Origin of the sequence: Mesorhizobium sp. M0001, assembly GCF_040324255.1 — a bacterium.
Classification (GTDB): domain Bacteria; phylum Pseudomonadota; class Alphaproteobacteria; order Rhizobiales; family Rhizobiaceae; genus Mesorhizobium.
Genome location: NZ_JAMYVS010000001.1, coordinates 325,547 through 344,238, shown reverse-complemented (window position 1 = coordinate 344,238; position 18,692 = coordinate 325,547). Strand labels below are relative to the sequence as shown.

At 63.2% G+C, this 18,692-nt stretch carries 19 protein-coding genes; 6 read left to right on the top strand and 13 right to left on the bottom strand.

Annotated elements, in window-relative coordinates; all coding sequences use genetic code 11:
- Positions 1-113 precede the first annotated feature (113 nt).
- Together tam and ettA are read right to left on the bottom strand one after the other, a co-directional pair.
- Positions 114-884, bottom strand: coding sequence for a trans-aconitate 2-methyltransferase (gene tam, locus NKK50_RS01595; RefSeq protein WP_023682165.1), 771 nt, complete (start codon positions 882-884; stop codon positions 114-116).
- A 49-nt stretch (positions 885-933) separates the two neighbouring features.
- Entirely contained in the window at positions 934-2,583 is a 1,650-nt protein-coding gene (gene ettA / locus NKK50_RS01590) for an energy-dependent translational throttle protein EttA (RefSeq protein ID WP_023688009.1), read from the bottom strand.
- A gap of 235 nt (positions 2,584-2,818) precedes the next feature.
- Here ettA and NKK50_RS01585 point away from each other — a divergent pair, with 235 nt between their 5' ends.
- The gene (locus NKK50_RS01585) at positions 2,819-4,105 is read left to right on the top strand and encodes a GGDEF domain-containing protein (RefSeq protein WP_023725380.1); all 1,287 of its coding nucleotides are present in this window, start codon (positions 2,819-2,821) and stop codon (positions 4,103-4,105) included.
- 5 nt (positions 4,106-4,110) lie between these two features.
- On the opposite strand, the gene NKK50_RS01580 is transcribed toward NKK50_RS01585, so the two are convergent.
- The 4 genes from NKK50_RS01580 to NKK50_RS01565 all read right to left on the bottom strand — a co-directional run bounded on the left by NKK50_RS01580 (position 4,111) and on the right by NKK50_RS01565 (position 7,223).
- A complete protein-coding gene (locus tag NKK50_RS01580) occupies positions 4,111-4,725 on the bottom strand; it encodes a hypothetical protein (protein WP_155923541.1) in 615 nt (204 codons plus the stop codon).
- 70 nt (positions 4,726-4,795) lie between these two features.
- Positions 4,796-5,803, bottom strand: a complete 1,008-nt coding sequence (locus tag NKK50_RS01575) for a ribonuclease T2 family protein (RefSeq protein ID WP_023833916.1) — start codon at positions 5,801-5,803, stop codon at positions 4,796-4,798.
- A 98-nt stretch (positions 5,804-5,901) separates the two neighbouring features.
- Entirely contained in the window at positions 5,902-6,351 is a 450-nt protein-coding gene (locus NKK50_RS01570; RefSeq protein WP_023705574.1) for a MarR family winged helix-turn-helix transcriptional regulator, read from the bottom strand.
- Complete coding sequence (locus NKK50_RS01565; RefSeq protein WP_023833917.1) at positions 6,348-7,223, bottom strand: alpha/beta fold hydrolase; 876 nt, start codon at positions 7,221-7,223, stop codon at positions 6,348-6,350. Before NKK50_RS01565 ends, NKK50_RS01570 begins: the two co-directional genes overlap by 4 nt.
- Before the next feature lie 137 nt (positions 7,224-7,360).
- Here NKK50_RS01565 and NKK50_RS01560 point away from each other — a divergent pair, with 137 nt between their 5' ends.
- Genes NKK50_RS01560 through NKK50_RS01550 form a run of 3 tightly spaced genes read left to right on the top strand, consistent with a single transcriptional unit; the run spans position 7,361 to position 11,195 of the window.
- On the top strand, positions 7,361-8,338 hold the full coding sequence (locus NKK50_RS01560; RefSeq protein ID WP_352499716.1) for an alpha/beta fold hydrolase: 978 nt from the start codon (positions 7,361-7,363) through the stop codon (positions 8,336-8,338).
- Between the two features lie 35 nt (positions 8,339-8,373).
- Entirely contained in the window at positions 8,374-9,549 is a 1,176-nt protein-coding gene (locus NKK50_RS01555) for a CaiB/BaiF CoA transferase family protein (protein WP_352543043.1), read from the top strand.
- Entirely contained in the window at positions 9,546-11,195 is a 1,650-nt protein-coding gene (locus NKK50_RS01550; RefSeq protein ID WP_352543042.1) for a thiamine pyrophosphate-binding protein, read from the top strand. Before NKK50_RS01555 ends, NKK50_RS01550 begins: the two co-directional genes overlap by 4 nt.
- Before the next feature lie 133 nt (positions 11,196-11,328).
- On the opposite strand, the gene NKK50_RS01545 is transcribed toward NKK50_RS01550, so the two are convergent.
- Positions 11,329-12,612, bottom strand: coding sequence for a cystathionine gamma-synthase family protein (locus tag NKK50_RS01545; protein WP_023688001.1), 1,284 nt, complete (start codon positions 12,610-12,612; stop codon positions 11,329-11,331).
- Positions 12,613-12,735: 123 nt separating this feature from the next.
- On the opposite strand from NKK50_RS01545, the gene NKK50_RS01540 reads away from it, so the two are divergent.
- Positions 12,736-13,194, top strand: a complete 459-nt coding sequence (locus NKK50_RS01540) for an Lrp/AsnC family transcriptional regulator (protein WP_023682177.1) — start codon at positions 12,736-12,738, stop codon at positions 13,192-13,194.
- A gap of 48 nt (positions 13,195-13,242) precedes the next feature.
- Here NKK50_RS01540 and NKK50_RS01535 read toward each other — a convergent pair whose 3' ends face one another.
- The 4 genes from NKK50_RS01535 to NKK50_RS01520 all read right to left on the bottom strand — a co-directional run bounded on the left by NKK50_RS01535 (position 13,243) and on the right by NKK50_RS01520 (position 17,414).
- A complete protein-coding gene (locus NKK50_RS01535) occupies positions 13,243-14,214 on the bottom strand; it encodes an ABC transporter substrate-binding protein (protein WP_023668223.1) in 972 nt (323 codons plus the stop codon).
- A gap of 38 nt (positions 14,215-14,252) precedes the next feature.
- A complete protein-coding gene (locus NKK50_RS01530; protein ID WP_352543041.1) occupies positions 14,253-15,407 on the bottom strand; it encodes an ABC transporter permease in 1,155 nt (384 codons plus the stop codon).
- A complete protein-coding gene (locus NKK50_RS01525; protein WP_352446029.1) occupies positions 15,404-16,282 on the bottom strand; it encodes an ABC transporter permease in 879 nt (292 codons plus the stop codon). The genes NKK50_RS01530 and NKK50_RS01525 overlap by 4 nt, the downstream gene beginning before the upstream one ends.
- Positions 16,283-16,622: 340 nt before the next feature.
- Positions 16,623-17,414, bottom strand: coding sequence for an ABC transporter ATP-binding protein (locus NKK50_RS01520; RefSeq protein WP_023682182.1), 792 nt, complete (start codon positions 17,412-17,414; stop codon positions 16,623-16,625).
- A gap of 110 nt (positions 17,415-17,524) precedes the next feature.
- Here NKK50_RS01520 and NKK50_RS01515 point away from each other — a divergent pair, with 110 nt between their 5' ends.
- Entirely contained in the window at positions 17,525-17,929 is a 405-nt protein-coding gene (locus NKK50_RS01515) for a cupin domain-containing protein (RefSeq protein WP_031193071.1), read from the top strand.
- Between the two features lie 17 nt (positions 17,930-17,946).
- Here the strand turns inward: NKK50_RS01515 and NKK50_RS01510 are convergent, their stop codons facing one another.
- Together NKK50_RS01510 and NKK50_RS01505 are read right to left on the bottom strand one after the other, a co-directional pair.
- The gene (locus NKK50_RS01510) at positions 17,947-18,330 is read right to left on the bottom strand and encodes a hypothetical protein (protein ID WP_352543040.1); all 384 of its coding nucleotides are present in this window, start codon (positions 18,328-18,330) and stop codon (positions 17,947-17,949) included.
- 16 nt (positions 18,331-18,346) lie between these two features.
- Positions 18,347-18,640 (bottom strand): hypothetical protein, encoded by a 294-nt coding sequence (locus NKK50_RS01505; RefSeq protein ID WP_245260000.1) that lies wholly within the window; start codon positions 18,638-18,640, stop codon positions 18,347-18,349.
- Between the last annotated feature and the right edge of the window lie 52 nt (positions 18,641-18,692).

Below are 18,692 nucleotides of genomic sequence, written 5' to 3'. Positions count from 1 at the left end.
CAGGCGTTGTCGTTCTCATGTGAACGACGAAGGGGCGCGACACAACACTTTTCTCACCCCACCGGTTTACGCCGGCTTAAACCATAGGCTGTGGCCGGATGTCATCGGGAGTGCTAGCCGGCCCGCTTGGCGACGATGAAGATACGCGGAAAGCGCAGCAGCACCTTGCCGTTTGCGGTCTTCGGATAGGCCTCGGTGATCTTGGCCGTGTAGCTGTCGAGGAAGGTCTTGCGCTCGCCGGCGTCCAGCGGATCGAGGAAAGGCTTCAGCCCCGTCGACTTCACCCATTCGACGATCGCCTCGGCGTCGGTCAGCGGATGATTGTAGGCTGTATGCCAGATATCCACCCGGTCGGAGAGCGGCGACAAGAGATCATAATAGAACGACACCGCCGGCAGCGGTCCGCGCGCAGCACCTGCCATCTTGGCGGCGAACGGCATTTCGGCGGCCGTCTCGCGCATCACCTGATGCGACGGCTCAAGCAGATTGTCGGGCATCTGGACGGCGAGCGCGCCACCGGGGGCGAGAAAGCCCATCAGCCGCTGAAACACAGCCGGATGGGTGGGCAGCCACTGGAACACGGCATTGGCGAAGATGACATTGACCGGCTCGGCCGGCTGCCACGTCGAGGCATCGGCGAGGTCGAAATTGACGCTGGGCAGGCGCGCCCTCGCCTTCTCGATCATGTCGGGCGAGGTGTCGAAACCGCTCACCTCGGCATCCGGCCAGCGCTCGACCAGCAGCTCGGTCGAATTACCCGGCCCACAGCCGATGTCGACGACCCGGCGCGGGAAATCCACCGGCACCTGCGCAACAAGATCGCGCGCGGGCCGCGTGCGCTCATCCTCGAATTTCAGATATTGGGCGGCTGACCAGTCGGTCATTCAAGCTTTCCTCGTATCAGTTGAGAAATTCGCCGCCCCGGTTGCTCCCTTACCGCGTCAGCCTCTTGTAGGTCATGCGGTGCGGGTTGACGGCCTCGGGGCCGAGCCGGCGGATCTTGTCCTGCTCATAATCCTCGAAATTGCCCTCGAACCATTCGACATGACTGTCACCTTCAAAGGCCAGGATGTGCGTGGCCAGACGGTCGAGGAACATACGATCATGCGAGATGATGACGGCGCAGCCACCAAAATTTTCCAGCGCGTCTTCGAGCGCCGCCAGCGTTTCTGTGTCGAGATCGTTGGTCGGCTCGTCGAGCAGCAGCACATTGCCACCGGTCTTCAGCATTTTTGCCAGATGCACGCGGTTGCGCTGGCCGCCGGAGAGGTTGCCGACCTTCTGCTGCTGGTCGCCGCCACGGAAGTTGAACGACGCACAATAGGCGCGCGTGTTGGCCTCGAACTTGCCGAGCTTGACCACTTCTGCGCCGCCGGAAATCTCCTCCCACACCGTCTTTGACGGATCGAGCGCATCGCGGCTCTGGTCGACATAGCCGAGCTTCACCGTTTCGCCGATGCGGACAGAGCCGGCATCCGGCGTTTCCTGGCCGGTGATCATGCGGAACAGCGTCGTCTTGCCGGCGCCGTTCGGGCCGATGACACCGACGATGCCGCCCGGCGGCAGCTTGAATTCCAGGCCTTCGATCAAAAGCGTGTCGCCAAAGCCCTTCGACAGGCCTTCCGCCTCGATCACCACATTGCCGAGCCGCTCGCCATGCGGAATGACGATCTGCGTATCGCTCGGCCGCCGCTTGTCGGCTGCATCCAGCAGGTCCTGGAACGCCTGGATACGCGCCTTGGACTTGGTCTGGCGGGCTTTCGGGCTGGACTGGATCCACTCGCGTTCGCGACCGATGGCGCGCTGGCGGGCGTCGTCCTCGCGACCTTCCTGCTTGAGGCGCTTGGCCTTGGCTTCGAGGTACTTGGTGTAGTTGCCCTCATAGGGGATGCCGCGGCCGCGATCGAGCTCGAGAATCCATCCGGTGACATTGTCGAGGAAATAGCGATCGTGGGTGATGATCATCACCGCGCCGGGATAGGCGCGCAGGTGTTTTTCCAGCCACGCCGTGGTCTCGGCGTCGAGATGGTTGGTCGGTTCATCGAGCAGCAAGAGGTCGGGCTGACGCAGCAGCAGCTGGCAGAGCGCGACGCGGCGGCGCTCACCGCCCGAAAGCTTGGTGACCTCGGAATCCTTGGGCGGGCAGCCCAGCGCTTCCATCGCCATCTCGACCTGCTGTTCGAGATCCCACAGGTTCAACCGGTCCATCTCGTCCTGGAGCTTGGCCGACTCGTCAGCCGTCTCGTCGGAGTAGTTCATCATCAATTCGTTGTAGCGCTCGATGATGGCGGTCTTGGCGGCGACGCCTTCCATGATGTTCTCGAACACCGTCTTGTTGGCATCGAGCGCCGGCTCCTGCGCGAGATAGCCGACGGTGGCGCCTTCGGCGAGCCACGCTTCGCCGTTCCACTCCTTGTCGAGCCCGGCCATGATCTTGAGGATCGTCGACTTGCCCGAGCCGTTGGGGCCGAGGATGCCGATCTTGGCGTCGGGATAGAAGGAGAGATGGACATTCTCAAGCACCTTCTTGGTGCCATAGGCCTTGTTGAGGCCGGCCATGTGATAGATGAACTGGCGTGCCACGCGCGCTTTCCTTGATGATTGACCGAAAATGTCGGATTGAATGGAGGTTGGCCGCTATGTAGGCGATGCCGGGCCGAACGGCAATCGCTTTTGCCATTTCAAGCCGGGTGTACACCGCACGTTAAGTTTTCCGCCGGTTGTAGGGAGCGTTGAAATCCCCGGTTAACCCTTCAGCGTCAAAACAGGATCGATCGCTGGCCTGTCGCGATCGAAAGTAGAGATCGGACCGAAGGTAGTGCTGAACAGTTTCCTGCTCCTTGCCGAAGCGGTCGTCTACTTCAGCGTCATGGTCACGCTGTTCCGCTTCAGGGATCGCATCGGCCTCGGCGTCTTCGTATGCGCGCTGGGCGCCATGCATTTCCTCGAAACCTATCTCGCCAGCGTCTTCTATGTCGCCCTGCCCTTCGGCATGGTCTCGCCAGGCTCGGCGGTGCTGTTTTCCGGCAAGCTGGTGATGCTGCTTCTGCTCTACATGAAGGAAGATGCGGCCACGGTGCGCCAGCCGATCTATGGCCTTTTGCTCGGCAACGCCTTGATGATCGGGCTGGTCCTGATCCTGCGCCTGCACGATATTTCAGCCCTTTCCGACGGCAAGCTTCCCGATATCGGTTTCATCGACCAGTTGGGCTGGCTGATGGTGTGGGGCACGACGCTGCTCTTCATCGACGCCATCCTGATCATCCTGCTTTACGAAAAGCTCGGGCGTTATCTGCGCAAGGCGCCGTTCTCCCGCATCCTGATTTGCGTCGCCTGCGTGCTCACCTTCGACCAGGCCGGATTTTTCACCGCCCTGCATTTCGTCGCCGGCGCACCGATTGCGGTCTTCTTCGGCGGCTGGTTGGCCAAGATGGGTGCCGCTTTTGCCTACAGCGCCATGCTTGTCGCCTACCTCAGATGGTTCGAAACGCGTCAGGTCGTGGCACCCCGCGGGCTGTCCGACGTCTTCGACACGTTGACCTATCGCGAGCGCTACGAAGCCCTGGTCGAACATGTCGGCCGCGACGGCCTCACCGGCCTCTTGCACAGGGGACGCTTTGACAGCGACGGCGAACGTCTGGTTGCTGTCAGCTTGCGCACGGCCCAGCCGCTCAGCCTGCTGATCGTCGACGTCGACCATTTCAAGTCGATCAACGATCGCTTCGGCCATGCCGAGGGCGACAGGGTGCTGAGATCGATCGCCCAGGTACTGACCCAGGCGGCCGGCGCGCACGATCAGGTTTTCAGGATCGGCGGCGAGGAGTTCGCCATCCTTTGCTCGCAGCCGCATGCGGTCGCCAGGTTGCTCGGAGAAAACCTCCGCCAGGCCGTCAAGGCGTGCGTAAACCGGTTCGACATCAGCGTCAGCGCCGGCATCGCCACTGTCGACGAGACCGTAGCCTCGCTTGCCGATCTCTTCGCCCTTGCCGACGAGCGTCTCTACAGGGCCAAATCCACCGGGCGTGACCGCGTCGTCGGCGAAGCGCATGACGATGCCGAAGACCTCAGTGCCTGGACATTGTCCACACGTGGCGTCAGCGGATAAGGTTGTCAGCTCCGCTTGCGCTGCTGCAACGCGCCGACCGCAACTGAAACGGCTATCAGCGCGATGGCCAGCCATTTCAGCGTGGTGATGATCGGACTGGCGTCGATGTCATAAGCGATGAACAACAGAATGCCGGGCACCAGCAGGCCGCACATGACCAGCATGATGCGGTTGATCTGCCAAGACACTTTTGCTGCCAGCGCTTCGTCACCGGCTTCGCCGACAAGACCGGCGCGCATCTCCCGGGAGATGGCCAACGCGCTCGACAGGCGCATGGAGATCGGCAAGCCGAGCCCGATTATGAGAAAGGCACACGCCGCCAGCAGAGCCGAGAATTTGAGCGCGCTGGTGTCGGCCGGCACCGGAAACAAAAGTGTCGCCAGCGGCAGGAAGACACAGACGATGCCGAGCGCGGCAATGGCGATGAAGATCGCGGCATTGACCCAAGTGAACAGCTGGTAGCGGCCTGCCCCGATCGGCGCGGCAAGCACGCGCATGCGCGCCCACTCGGCATCGGTATAGGAAAAGCCCGGCCATTCCATGCGGCCGTCTTTTATGGCGGTCATCCCCCTGGCCCAGAAAGCCAGCCGCGCCAGCGCGCCTGATGTCATGCCACTCATCGCCACCCCCGCCGAATGAAACACATCCAGACCATATCACCGCGTCACTGCCAAGCGACAGACGGATATCCTACTGGAACCCGGCCGCATCGACCGAGCCCTTCGGACAGCCCGCCTTGGTCGTCGGCGCCGAGGCGAGCATGAGAGTGCCCAGCGAACTGTCGGGGCCGATCGGGCCGGTCAGGCCGAGCGTCAGCTCGCCGATCAGCCGCCTGCCGCTCGACGGATCGACCAGGCAGGAGACACGCACCCGCGCGCCGGCTCCATTGCCGAAGGCGCTGTCGAAGGCGCTGCGGATCTGGTCCGAGGTCAGCTGCTTGCCGACGTTCCTGGTGAAGAGCTCGCGCACAGGCGAGGCATTCACCGCCCGCATCAGGTTCAGCGCCTCGGCAAAATACTCCTGCTGGCTCTTGCCGTAGCAGGTGCCGTGCTTGGTCCATTCATGCCGCTCGAGCTTGGATGCGGTGCCGGGCATCACCTGGTCGAGTTCGGCGCGCGTATTGGCATCGAGATCGACCGGCGGCAGGTCGGCCCAATGTGCCGGATTATCATTGGCCTTGTCGCCCGCCGGCACCTGGCAATAAAAATTGCCGTTCGGCTGCGGCCAGAGCCCATGCAACGTGAAATGCGACGCGTCGAAGCCGCCCGCCGTCTGCGCCTGGCATTCGGGCTTGCTCGACTTGGTTTCGCAGAAGGCCGGCTGCCAGCTCAGCGCGAAAACATATTCGGGTTTTCCCGAAGCCGCAGGCTTGCCCTGATCGGCGGGCGCGGCCGGCAGGGCGGCTGCGCTGCCGCCGGCGACGTGACCGCAGCTGATCTTGACCCAGCGACGCTCAGGATCGGCGCCCGGCACGCGGATGAGGTAATGCGTCGGCGCATCCTTGTTGCCGGCCAGGAGGTCGTAGCTCTGTCCAGCCGTTGTCGCGATATTGCCGGGGTTCTTGCCGCTCTTGATTGCCTGCGTTGCTGGACAGGCAGCATCGGCCACGAAGGAGCCGCTCATCTTCACATCGGCGCGCGCTAGGCCGACACCGGCCAGCGCCACCAACACCGCACCCCATATCGCCGATATCCGCATTCCAGCACTCCTAGCGTTTCATAGCGCAAGCTAGAAACGTGTGACATGTCAGAATTACGATTTCTTTCGTCCGCCGCAAAAAACAATCGCTCGGTCGATCAGACCCCGCCCTCCTCGACCCGCTTCGTCAACATACGCAGCAGATCAAGCGCGGTCTCAAGCACGCGAGGCTCGATGCCCTCGCTGATGCGGTTGGCCCAGACATGCTGGCGCGTGCCGATATCCCTGATCGCGGCCCGGCCCGCATCGGTCATCGCCAGGAGCTTGGCGCGGCGGTGCGCCGGGTTGTCCGCATAGGCGGCGAGCCCTTCGGCGGCCAGAATGTCGGCAAGGCGCTGCACGCTCTGACGGGCAAGCCCCATGTCGCGGGCAATGTCGGCCACCGATTTCGGCTCCTTCAGCACCGCGCCCAGAACCTGCCAGCGCGCCGCCGTCAACCCGGCAGGCTCCGCCAGCCGGTCGGCCGCGTCGAGAAACCCGCCATTCAGCCGGAACACGGCAAGCACCAGTTCGGTGAGCACATCTCCGGCTTCGGTCCTGCTTGTCATTTCTGGCCGGCCTCGATGGTGGAAACGAAAGTGTTGACGGCTTCAGCCACCGCCTCCGGCTTGTCAAGCATCACCCAATGGCCGGAACCGGCGACGGTTCTGTGGCCAATTCCGCTGCGCAGCCGAAACAGGGCCGCCGCATTGTCATTGGCCTCCGTGGCCAGCACGAAGATCGGCCCGTGATAGGCGTCGAGCGTCGGTTCGGGATTCCATTCCGCCAGCGCCTTGCCGACGCCTGCCCGAGCCGCCGGATCGACCACCGCCGCATCGGCGATGACCTGTTTGCGGACATCTTCATTGGAGCCGGCGATCGAGGTGTAATAAGCGCTCAGGACATCGCCGCCGTTTGGCCCCGCCAGATCGCGCACGAACCCGTCGCGAATCTCTTTGGGCAGGGCGCGCGGATCGGTCGCCGGATCGACCAGCAGGATGCCGGCAACACGGTCGGCATGGCCGGCGGCATAGGCGAGCGCGGCCCCACTGCCGCCGCTATGTGCAACGAGGACAAACCGCTTCAGGCGGAACGCATCGGCCACCGCACCAATATCGTCGGCACGGCCGTCATAGCCGTAGTCGGCATCAGCTGCAGGCGCCGATGCGCCATGGCCGCGAAAATCGAAGGCGACCGCCTCACGGCCACCTGCGGTGAGCTGCATCACCCGGTTCCACTGTGTGGCGCGGCTGCAATCACCATGCGCGAACAGGATCGGCAGGCCGTCGCCGGATTTGATGTCGTAGCCGGCAAGCTGGCCCTGCGGGCCGGCAATGGTCTTCATGGTCATCTCCCTGGTTTGGCTGGAAGCAATGCCGGGCAGGAGCATTGCGGATGAAAGGCTCGCCAGCAGAAACGCGCGGCGCGAAACGGTTTTCATGGTCATACTCCGATCCAATTGACAGTATGCTGTCATATAGCCAAATTGACAGCAAGCTGTCAATAGTGGCCCCGGCTGATTTCGACCTCCCCTTGACGTCGGTCCCGCGTCGCTCAACAGTCGCCGAGGAGCGAGACATGGCATTTGACAAGCAGACGACGCTGGCCTCACCGACCGGGGCCACGCTCAACCTCTATGTGAAGCACGCGAGCGGCTCTCCACGGGCCGTCGTCCAGATTAACCATGGCTTGGCCGAACACGCCGCGCGCTATGCCCGCTTCGCGGATTACCTCAGCACCCGCGGTTTTCACGTCTACGTCCACGACCATCGCGGCCATGGCGCGACCAAGGCGCCCGATGCCCCGCTCGGCAGGTTCGCCGGCACAGGCGGCCCGGCCAAGGTGATCGCCGATGTCGATGCCGTCCACGATTTGATCGCAAGGGAGCAGCCCGGCCTGCCGGTCATCCTGTTCGGCCATTCGATGGGTGCGTCGGTGGCGCTCAACTACCTCCTGGCGCACTCGCCGCGCGTCCACGCCGCGGCGATCTGGAACGGCAATTTCTCACAAGGCCTGCTTGGTCGGCTTGCACTCGCCATCCTCGCTTATGAGCGCTTCAGGCTCGGCTCCGATGTTCCCTCACGCGTCTTGCCCAGGCTGACCTTCCAGGCCTGGGGCAAGGCGGTGCCCAACCACAAGACGCTGTTCGACTGGCTGTCGCGCGACGAGGCTGAAGTGGCCAAGTACATTGCCGACCCGCTGTGCGGCTGGGATGCCTCGATCTCGATGTGGCGCGACGTCGTGGAGATGACGCAGAAGGGCGGCAAGGATGCGGGCTTTGCCGGCATCAGGCGCGACCTGCCCGTCAGCATGGTCGGCGGCGAGAAGGATCCGGCCTCCGACTATGGCAAGGGCATCGACCATCTCGCCAAACGCATGCGCGCGATGGGCTTTTCGAATCTGGTTTCAAAAATTTACGCCGACACCCGCCACGAAAGCCTGAACGAGGTGAACCGCGACACCGTCATGAACGATTTTGCCGCGTGGGCCGATGGTGTTGAAACGCTGACATCGCTGGCCTACCGCAAGGCCCGTGACAGCGGCATCCCGGGTTGATAGAGGCTGCGGTTACGACCCGTTTTTGGTGATTTATGGCTGAACCTCCGCTGAAAGGCATCCGCGTCGTCGAACTCGCCCGCATCCTGGCCGGCCCGTGGGCAGGACAATTGCTGGCCGATCTCGGCGCCGATGTCATCAAGGTCGAGAGCCCCGATGGCGGCGACGATACCCGCAAATGGGGTCCGCCCTTCGTCATGAGCCATGATGGCGAGAACCTGTCGGCCGCCTATTACCACTCCTGCAATCGCGGCAAGCGCTCCATCGCGGTCGATTTCTCGACGCCCGAAGGGGCCGAGACGGTGCGCCGGCTGGTTGCCACGGCCCACGTTCTGATCGAGAACTTCAAGTTCGGCGGCCTCAAGAAATACGGGCTCGATTACGAGAGCCTGAAGGCGATCAATCCAAAACTCGTCTACTGCTCGATCACCGGCTTCGGCCAGGACGGACCTTACGCCCCACGCGCCGGCTATGATTTCATCATCCAGGCCATGGCCGGCATGATGTCGATCACCGGCGAGGTCGGGCGCGAGCCGCAAAAGGCCGGCGTCGCTATTTCCGACATCTTCACCGGCCTTTACTCTGTGATCGCCATCCAGGCAGCGCTTCGCCATGCCGAAAAGACCGGCGAAGGCCAGCATATCGACATGGCGCTGTTCGACACGCAGATTTCCGCACTCGGCAACCAGAACCTCAACTATCTCGTCTCCGGCAAGGCGCCGGTGCAGATGGGCAATGCGCATATGAACATTGCGCCCTATGAGGTTGTCCCGGTCAGGGACGGCCACATCATCCTGGCGGTCGGCAATGACGGCCAGTTCGCCAAATTCTGCGCTGCCGTCGGTCTCGACCATCTCTCAGCGAATCCCGATTTCGCCACCAATCCGGCCCGCGTCGCCAACCGGGTGAACTTGCGCGAGCACTTGATCGAGACGCTGAAGAATTGGGATCGCGACCCGTTGCTGGCCAGGCTCGAAGCGTCAAGCGTGCCGGCGAGCCCGATCAACGACATCGGCCAGATGTTTGCCGACCCGCAGACGATCGCACGCGGCATGCGCCTCGACCTCGACGATGGCCATGGCAATCGTCTGCCCTCGGTGCGCGCGCCGATGGTGATGTCGGGCACGCCGCTCGTCTATGAGCGTCCCTCGCCTCGCCTTGGCGAACATACCGAAGAAATTCTTGCCGAACTGGAGAAGTCTGGACGATGAAGACCGGTGGACAACTGATTGTCGACGCACTCGAGGCGAACGGCACCGACCGCATCTTCTGCGTGCCTGGCGAATCCTATCTCGCTGTGCTGGACGCGCTGCATGACTCGCCCATCCGCACCATTGTCTGCCGCCAGGAAGGCGGCGCCGCCATGATGGCCGACTGCCAGGGGCGGCTGACCGGCAAGCCCGGCATCTGCTTCGTCACCCGCGGCCCCGGCGCCACCAATGCGTCGGCCGGCATTCACATTGCCATGCAGGATTCGATACCCGTCATCCTGTTCATCGGCCAGGTCGCCAGCCACGCCAAGGAGCGGGAGGCTTTCCAGGAGGTCGACTACAAGCGCTTCTTCGGCGACATCGCCAAATGGGTGGTGGAGATCGACGATGCCGCGCGCATCCCCGAACTCGTCACCCGCGCCTTTGCTGTCGCGACATCGGGCCGCCCCGGCCCCGTCGTCGTCTCGCTGCCGGAGGACATGCTGACCAGTCTTGTCGACGCGCCCGCGGCCTTGCCGCACACGCCGGTCGAAACCCGGCCCGGCGAAGCCGAACTCGATGCTTTGGAAAAGCTTCTGGCCAAGGCCAAGCGTCCCTTCGTCATCCTCGGCGGCACACGCTGGGACGAGGAAGCGGTGGCACGTATGCGCACCATTGCCGAGGCCTGGTCGCTGCCGGTCGGCTGCTCCTTCCGCCGCCAGATGCTGTTCGACCATCTGCACCCGAACTATGCCGGCGATGTCGGCATCGGCATCAACCCGAAGCTGGCCACCGCCATCAAGCAGGCCGACCTGGTGCTGCTGATCGGCGGCCGCATGGGCGAGATGCCGTCCTCCGACTATACGCTGCTGAAGAGCCCTTACCCCGACCAGACGCTGGTCCATGTCCATGCCGATGCCGGCGAACTCGGCCGTGTCTACCGGCCGACCCTGGCGATCAACGCTGCGCCGTCAGCCTTCGTCGAAGCCTTCGCCAAGCGCAAGCCAACCTCCACGCCAGCCTGGGCGGAGGAGACAGCGAAAGCACACGCTGCCTACCTCGACTGGTCGACGCCTCCTGAGACCGGCCCCGGCACGGTCCAGATGGGGCCGATCATGAACTATCTGGAAAAGATTTTGCCCGATGACGCCATTTTCACCAACGGCGCCGGCAATTACGCCACCTGGGTGCACCGCTTCCACCGCTTCCGCCGCTTCGCCACGCAAGGCGCGCCGACCTCCGGTTCGATGGGTTACGGCACCCCGGCTGCGGTCGCCGCCAAGGCGCTCCATCCCGACCGCACCGTGATCGCCTTTGCCGGCGACGGCTGCTTCCTGATGAACGGACAGGAATTCGCTACCGCCGTGCAATACGACCTGCCGATCATCGTCATCGTCGTCAACAACGGCATCTACGGCACCATCCGCATGCACCAGGAGCGCGATTATCCCGGCCGTGTCGTCGCCACCGATCTGAAGAACCCTGACTTTGCCGCTCTTGCCCGCGCCTATGGCGGCCACGGCGAGACGGTCGAGAACACGGCAGATTTTGCCCCTGCCTTCGAGCGTGCCCGCGCCAGCGGCAAGCCGGCGATCGTCGAGATAAGGCTCGATCCCGAGGCGATCACGCCGACGCGGACGATGACGCAGATCCGCGACAAGAGCTGAGAAGTTGGCAGCTAAAGCCGAGTTCCGTCACACCCCCCTCTGTCCTGCCGAACTGTCCGGCAGGCCAGAGGGGGGTGGTCCCGCCGACGCTGCCAAGGCGATCGCCCCTTTCCTGATATCTACAAGCGAGCTATCAGACCGCTGCCAGCGCCTGCGTCAGGTCGGCGATAAGATCGTCCGGATGCTCGACGCCGATCGACAGCCTGACCGTGGTCTCCAGCACGCCGATGCGCTGGCGCACGTCGAAGGGAATGCCGGAGTGCGTCATCGCCGCCGGGTGGCTGGCGAGTGACTCCGTGCCGCCAAGGCTCACCGCCAGCTTGAATATTTGCAGCCCGTTGAGAAAGGCGAAGGCCGCCTTCTCTCCGCCCTTGATATCGAAAGAAAATGTCGAGCCGGCGCCGCTGCATTGCGCTTTGTAGGCCCGTCCCGCTGCCGTGTCCTCGCCCAGGAACGGCAGGTAATGCACCTTTTCCACCTTGGCGTGATCGCGCAGGAATTCAGCCACGAGCCGCGCATTGTCGTTGGCGCGCTCCATGCGGATCGACAGCGTTTCCAGCGAGCGGCCGAGCATCCAGCAGGAATGCGGATCGAGCTGCGTGCCGATTGCGCCGCGCAACGCCTTGATCGGCTTGGTCACCGCCTTGCTGCCCATCGCCGCACCGGCGATCAGGTCGGAATGGCCGCCGACATATTTGGTCAGCGAATAGACGGAGACATCGGCGCCATGTTCGATCGGCCGCTGGAACACCGGGCCGAGCAGCGTGTTGTCGCAGACGATGATCGGCGTTGATCCTTGGCTTGCGCCGATCTCGTCGGCAAACTTCCGGATCAGTGCGATGTCGACCAGGCTGTTGGTCGGATTTGACGGCGTTTCGATGAGAATGACCGAGACACGCCCCTTCGCCACCGCTGCATCAGCAGCGGCCCGCACCGCCTTCTCGTCGACGCCGTCGGCGAAGCCGACAGCGCCGATGCCGAAGCCGGACAGCGTGCGCGTCAAAAGCGTCTCAGTGCCGCCGTAAAGCGGCTGCGAATGCAAGATGACATCGCCCGGGCGGGCATAGGCGAGCAGCGTCGTGGCGATCGCCGACATGCCCGACGAGAACAGGATGCAGGCGTCCGTTCCCTCATAGACCGCCAGCCGGTCCTCGACGATCTCCGAGTTGGGATGGTTGAAGCGCGAATAGACCAGGCCGGACGCCGTGCCGCTCGGCGGCTCCTTGCGGCCGGATGTGTAGTCGAAGAAGTCGCGCCCCTCCTCCGCCGATTTGAACACGAAGGTCGAGGTCAGGAACACCGGCGGCTTGACGGCGCCTTCCGACAGTTGCGGATCGAAGCCATAGCTCAACATCAACGTTTCCGGATGGAGCTTGTGGTTGCCGATGTGGGTTTTCGACGGGCGCGGCGCGGTCATGGCTTTTCCTGCGTTCTGGAGGAGTCTCGTCCAGCAATTTATGCGATCCCGGTCCACCAGTCCTTGCTATTTTCGGCCTCGCATGGCTGCATCCCGGCAACAAATTGCCGAGCGAGAGCAAAAGTGCAGCAGAAGATAGCCGACGATTTCGACCGCAAGATCCTGCGCGAGCTGCAGGCCGACGCCCGCATCACCAACAATGAGCTTGCGGAGCGCATCGGCCTGTCGCCGTCGCCATGTTTGAGGAGGGTACGCCGGCTGGAGGAGGCCGGCATTATCCGGGGCTATACCACGCTGGTCGACCCGGCCGCCTTCGGCTGGAACATGGTCGCCATCGCCACCGTTCGGCTCAGCCGCCAGAACGAGGACGAGATCGTCATGTTCGAGGACGCCATCCGCGGGTGGGAGGAGGTGCTGGAATGCCACCTCGTCACCGGGTCGCGCGACTATGTGCTGAAGGTGGTGACCGGCAGCCTCGAACAGTACGAGCGCTTCATCAAGGAAAAGATCGCGCGGCTGAAATGCGTCGCTTCGATCGAGACCAGCTTCGTCATGAACACCATAAAGGAACGGCGCCTCTGACATTTGGTCAAAGGCGCCGCTCTCGAGGTCGAAATTGCCTGGCCAGGCTTATTTGATCGCCTTGTCGGTGATGGCCGTGGTGTAGGCGCCGGTCGGCGCCTTGGTGATGATCTTCTGGTCGAGCAGCGCCTTGGCGGTGCGCTCGTAGGTCGCCGGGTCGAGCTTGCCGTCGGCATTGTCGATCAGCTTGGCGACTTCGCTCATCATCCGCTTCTGGTGGTTTTCGTCCTGGCCACCGCCGTCCATGACAATGCCCGCGGCCTCGTCATTGTTGTCGATGGCATATTTCCAGCCCTTCATCGAGGCGCGCACGAAACGCACCATCTTGTCTTCGAAAGCCGGATCCTTGAGCTTGTCTTCCGAGGCATAGAGCCCGTCCTCAAGCAGGTCGTTGCCCATCGCCGAGTAGTTGAACACGGTGAGCTGGTCCGGCTTGTAGCCGGCATCGATCAGCTGCCAGTACTCGTTGTAGGTCATGACCGAAATGCAATCCGCCTGCTTCTGGATCAGCGGCTGCACGTCGAAGCTCTGCTTCAAAACCGTGACGCCATCCGGGCCGCCTTCGGTCTTCAGGCCGAGCTTGTTCATCCAGGCGTAGAAAGGATATTCGTTGCCGAAGAACCAGACGCCGAGCGTGTGACCCTTGAAATCGGCTTCGGTCTTGATCGGGCCATCCTTCGGGCAGACCAGCTCCATGCCGGCCTTCTTGAACGGCTGGGCGATGTTGACCAGCGGCACGCCCTTTTCGCGCGCGGCGAGCGCCCCACCCATCCAGTCGACGATGACGTCGGCGCCACCGCCGGCGATCACCTGCTCGGGTGCGATATCGGGACCGCCCGGCTTGATGTCGACGTCGAGGCCTTCGGCTTCATAAAAACCCTTGGCCTTGGCGACATAGTAGCCGGCAAACTGCGCCTGCGTGACCCATTTCAGCTGCAAGGTCACCTTGTCGGCGGCCATTGCCTGGAACGCGCCCAGCGACATCGCGCCGGCCAGCATCGGAATGATCAGTCTTTTCATGTTTTTACCCTCTGAAGTTAACACCCGAACCCACCGCCCTATCCACCACGGACAGAGGGATGCCAAAACGTGACGGCTCTCTCGACGAGAGCGACCACGCCATAAAAGACCGAACCCGCCAGTGCTGCAACTGCGATTTCGGCCCAGACCATATCGATGTTCATCCGCCCGACCTCGGTCGAGATGCGAAAGCCCATGCCGACCACAGGCGTGCCGAAGAACTCGGCGACGATGGCGCCGATCAGCGCCAGCGTCGAGTTGATCTTCAGCGCGTTGAAGATGAAGGGCGCTGCCGCCGGCAGCCGGAGCTTCAAGAGTGTTGGCCAGTAGCCCGACGCATAGGTGCGCATCAAATCGCGCTCCATATGGCCGGAGGCGGCAAGACCGGCAACCGTGTTCACCAGCATCGGGAAGAAGGTCATGATGATGACGACCGCGGCCTTGGACGGCCAGTCGAAGCCGAACCACATCACCATGATCGGCGCCACACCGATGATCGGCAGCGCCGAGACCATATTGCCGATCGGCAGCAGACCGCGGCGCAGGAACGGCACGCGGTCGGCCGCAATCGCCACCAGGAAGCCGGCGCCGCTGCCGATGACATAACCGAAGATCACCGCCTTGAAGATGGTCTGCCTGATATCGGCGCCGAGCACCGGCAGGGAACTGGCGATGCGCACACCGATGGCGCTCGGCGGCGGCAAAAGGATGAAGGGAATGCCGGCGCCACGCGTCACCGCTTCCCATATGATCAGGATCCAGGCGCCGAAGATCGCCGGGATGATGAGGCGCAGCGCCATCCGCGCCCCTTTTGCCATCGGGCGAAGCCCCGACAGCACCGCCACACAGCGCCAGGACAGCAGCCAGGCAGCGGTGAGCAGCAGGAAATACGGCGCCAATGCCGTGCCTTCGAAACCTGTAATGCCCGAGATCAGCATCCAGGCGACGAGATGAGCGCCGATGAACAGCACCGCAGCCTCGGCCAGCGGCGAAATCCTGAGCATCGAGATCAGCCCCGCCAGCACGGCCAGGCCGATCATCGGGGTCTTTATACCGAAATAGGGGTAGTCGAAACTTGCCGTCGGGTCTGCAAGGGTGGCCGCTTCCGGCTTCGACATCGCGCCGAGCGCGACGGCGACGAGGCACAGCGCAATGGCCAGCACGGCTTGCCAGGAGGGCTTCAGCCAGTTCATGCCGGCCTCCCGCCCATCGCGCGGTCAACGAGGCGCCCGGCTATGCCGACCACCATGACCAGAAGGGCCGCCACCACCGAGCCCGCCACAAGGGCGGACCAGATGTCGATGGACTGGCTGTAATAGGCGCCTGCCAAAAGCTTGGCGCCGATGCCGGCGACAGCACCGGTCGGCAGTTCGCCGACAATGGCGCCGACCAGGCTCGCCGCCACCGCCACCTTCATCGAGGTGAACAGGAACGGCACCGAGGCCGGCACCCGCAGCTTCCAGAAGGTCTGCGAGACACTGGCATTGTAGGTGTGCATCAGGTCGAGATGCATGAGTTCGGGCGAGCGCAGGCCCTTCACCATGCCAACCGTCACCGGGAAGAACGACAGGTAGGTCGAGATCATCGCCTTTGGGATCAGACCGCTGATGCCGATCGCCCCCAGCACGACGATGATCATCGGCGCCACCGCCAGAATGGGAATCGTCTGGGAGGCGATGATCCACGGCATCAGGCTGCGGTCGAGCGTCGCCACATGCACGATGCCAACCGCGATGACGATGCCGAGCGCCGTGCCGAAGGCAAAGCCGAGCAACGTCGACGACAGGGTCACCCAAGCATTGTAGACAAGGCTGCGGCTCGATGTGATGGGCCGCAGGAACGTGTTCTCGAAGAAGTTCACCGCCACCTGATGCGGTGCCGGCAGCGTCGGCTTCGGCTGCGACAGCGTCTTGCGGATGAATTCGACGGTGCCGTGGGTTTCCCCGGCGCGCCGGTCGAGGTCGCGCTGGAAGGGCGCGTTTAGGATGACGGCGAAGACATACCAGAGCACCACCACGCCCAGGAGGATGGAGGTCACGGGGATGAATTTTTCGCGGAAGGTGTCCATCTATCGCGCCTCGCCAGCGGGGCGCCCTCCTCTCCCCAACGGGGAGAGGGTGGCCGGAGCGAAGCGGAGGCCGACCACCTCCGCGTTCGTCATCCTAGGGCGGAGCGACGCGAAGCGTCGTGCAGACCCTAGGATCCATTCCGTGACGTTGGCCGAGGGGTATAAGCGGTTGAGAATGTTCGCCTTCGCGGGCGCAGCGGCGTGTGCACCGTTTTGCACCGTTGCGAACCGTATAGGTAACGGCATGGATCCTAGGGTCTGCGCCGCGTCGCTTCGCTCCTTGCTTCGCCCTAGGATGACGAAGGCGTGGCGGCGACGTCCGCACTCATTCGCTACCCCCTCAATCATCATAGCTGTGCCCTGCCCGCAAGCCATCGCGTACCCTGGCCGCGATCGCCAAAAATTCCGGCGTCTCGCGGATATCCAGTGGCCGCTCCTTTGGCAGCGTCGATTCGATGATGTCGGTAACCCGACCTGGGCGCGGCGACATGACGACGATGCGCGTTGACAGATACACCGCCTCGGGGATGGAATGGGTGACGAAGCAGATCGTCTTGTTGGTGCGCGCCCACAATTCCAGAAGCTGTTCATTGAGATGGTCGCGCACGATCTCGTCCAGCGCGCCGAAGGGCTCGTCCATCAGCAACAGGTCGGCGTCGAAGGCGAGCGCGCGGGCGATCGAAGCGCGCTGCTGCATGCCGCCGGAAAGCTGCCAGGGGTATTTCTTCTCGAAGCCGGAGAGGTTGACGAGCTCCATCGTGCGCTTGATGCGCTCGGCCTGCTCCGCTCTCGAAAGGCCGATGATCTCCAGCGGCAGCGCCACGTTACGCTCGATCGTGCGCCACGGGAAAAGGGCTGCCGCCTGGAAGACGTAGCCATAAGCGCGTTTCTCGCGCGCCTGTTCCGGCGTCATGCCGTTGACCGAGATCATGCCCGATGTCGGTTTTTCCAGATCGGCGATGACGCGCAGCAAGGTGGTCTTGCCGCAGCCCGATGGGCCGATGAAGGAGACGAACTCGCCCTTGCCGATGGTCAGGTCGACATTGGAGAGCGCCTCTACCGGACCGTCATTGGTCTGAAAGGTAAGGCCAAGTCTGCTTGCCGAGACGACGGCTGGCGATTGTCCCGTCATCGCTTGCTGCCTGCCTCTCGCAGCCGCCCAGGATGAAATGCCGTTGCATTCGCGTTGATGTTGCTTTCCACTCGTCCAATCCCACCCAATCGACGCCCGGAGCCTTGCCGATGTCGCCCAAACCCACTTGTCACCTTATCCGTCCTGAAAGCACTTATGAAGGCAAGCAGGGACTGACCTATTTTGCCGGCATTGCAGCCGAGACGGTCGGCTCGTCCGGCATCTGCATGCATCTGCTCACCCTGCCGCCTGGCGCCCGCGCCAAGGCGCATCTGCATGAAAGCCATGAGACGGCGATCTATGTGCTCTCGGGCGAGGTCCACACATGGTATGGCGACAGGCTCGAGAACCACATCGTCGTCAAGGCCGGCGACCTCTTCTACATCCCGGCCGGCGTACCGCATCTGCCGGCCAATCTGAGCAACGCCCCGTCCTCGGCCGTCATCGCCCGCACCGATCCCAATGAACAGGAAAGCGTCGTCCTGTTGCCGGAGCTGGATGCGCTGGTGGCCTGACGCTGACGGGACTGCCGTCATTTGCACCGCGCCACTTCGCCCATGACATTGCCGCCGTCGTCGGCGACCGTCAGCTTCTTGGCGTTCTTGGCGCTGCGCTTGATGGTGAATTTGGTCGGCTCCTGTCCTTCTTCGCCTTCCGCCTCGCATGTTGCCGTCACCACCAGCGAACCATCAGCCTGCGCTTGCTTCTCCGTGAAGGTGCAGGCGCTGGCGGCGGTGACCAATGCCTCGTCGGTCAAAAGCAGCATCCGATCGGCGGCGACTTCCTGGCCGTTGCGGTTGATGCAGCCATATTTGTCCCCATAGGGTTTCGTCAGGTCGATGCCTGCCGCAAGGGCCTGACCCGCAGCCAGAACGACTACCATCGCAACAGACGGCCCCAAACCGCGCGCGCTCATTCCCCCAGCTCCAACGTCACGAACACGGTTGCAACGGCCCCATTTCTTCAAGACCGGGAATGGTCACGAAGAACCCACCCTCGCCCTTGTTGGTGACCACAACGGTTTCAGCCGTCGTCCCCGCCTCGCCTTCGGCGGAACAGGTCGCATCAAGTGATTGCGTGCCCGGCGCCCACGTCAATTGCTGCGCGAACCGGCAGCCGCTGCCATAGGTCTCGATGCCCTCGGCGGTCAGCACGATATAATCGTCGCGGCCCTGAAAGCCGGCCTTTGCAAAGACACAGCCGGCATCGTTGCCCCAGAAGCCCACCAGCCTCTCGGCCCCTGTTGCCGGACCAGCGACCACCATCGCCACGACCAGT

What these genes read in the sequence shown, in the direction of transcription:
- NKK50_RS01580 (WP_155923541.1), bottom strand. Translation starts at nt 4,725, where the DNA reads ATGAGTGGCATGACATCAGGCGCGCTGGCGCGGCTGGCTTTCTGGGCC.
- NKK50_RS01520 (WP_023682182.1), bottom strand. Translation starts at nt 17,414, where the DNA reads ATGACGGGACAATCGCCAGCCGTCGTCTCGGCAAGCAGACTTGGCCTT.
- NKK50_RS01525 (WP_352446029.1), bottom strand. Translation starts at nt 16,282, where the DNA reads ATGGACACCTTCCGCGAAAAATTCATCCCCGTGACCTCCATCCTCCTG.
- NKK50_RS01575 (WP_023833916.1), bottom strand. Translation starts at nt 5,803, where the DNA reads ATGCGGATATCGGCGATATGGGGTGCGGTGTTGGTGGCGCTGGCCGGT.
- NKK50_RS01535 (WP_023668223.1), bottom strand. Translation starts at nt 14,214, where the DNA reads ATGAAAAGACTGATCATTCCGATGCTGGCCGGCGCGATGTCGCTGGGC.
- NKK50_RS01530 (WP_352543041.1), bottom strand. Translation starts at nt 15,407, where the DNA reads ATGAACTGGCTGAAGCCCTCCTGGCAAGCCGTGCTGGCCATTGCGCTG.
- tam (WP_023682165.1), bottom strand. Translation starts at nt 884, where the DNA reads ATGACCGACTGGTCAGCCGCCCAATATCTGAAATTCGAGGATGAGCGC.
- NKK50_RS01510 (WP_352543040.1), bottom strand. Translation starts at nt 18,330, where the DNA reads ATGAGCGCGCGCGGTTTGGGGCCGTCTGTTGCGATGGTAGTCGTTCTG.
- NKK50_RS01515 (WP_031193071.1), top strand. Translation starts at nt 17,525, where the DNA reads ATGTCGCCCAAACCCACTTGTCACCTTATCCGTCCTGAAAGCACTTAT.
- NKK50_RS01565 (WP_023833917.1), bottom strand. Translation starts at nt 7,223, where the DNA reads ATGAAAACCGTTTCGCGCCGCGCGTTTCTGCTGGCGAGCCTTTCATCC.
- NKK50_RS01570 (WP_023705574.1), bottom strand. Translation starts at nt 6,351, where the DNA reads ATGACAAGCAGGACCGAAGCCGGAGATGTGCTCACCGAACTGGTGCTT.
- NKK50_RS01555 (WP_352543043.1), top strand. Translation starts at nt 8,374, where the DNA reads ATGGCTGAACCTCCGCTGAAAGGCATCCGCGTCGTCGAACTCGCCCGC.
- NKK50_RS01545 (WP_023688001.1), bottom strand. Translation starts at nt 12,612, where the DNA reads ATGACCGCGCCGCGCCCGTCGAAAACCCACATCGGCAACCACAAGCTC.
- NKK50_RS01550 (WP_352543042.1), top strand. Translation starts at nt 9,546, where the DNA reads ATGAAGACCGGTGGACAACTGATTGTCGACGCACTCGAGGCGAACGGC.
- NKK50_RS01560 (WP_352499716.1), top strand. Translation starts at nt 7,361, where the DNA reads ATGGCATTTGACAAGCAGACGACGCTGGCCTCACCGACCGGGGCCACG.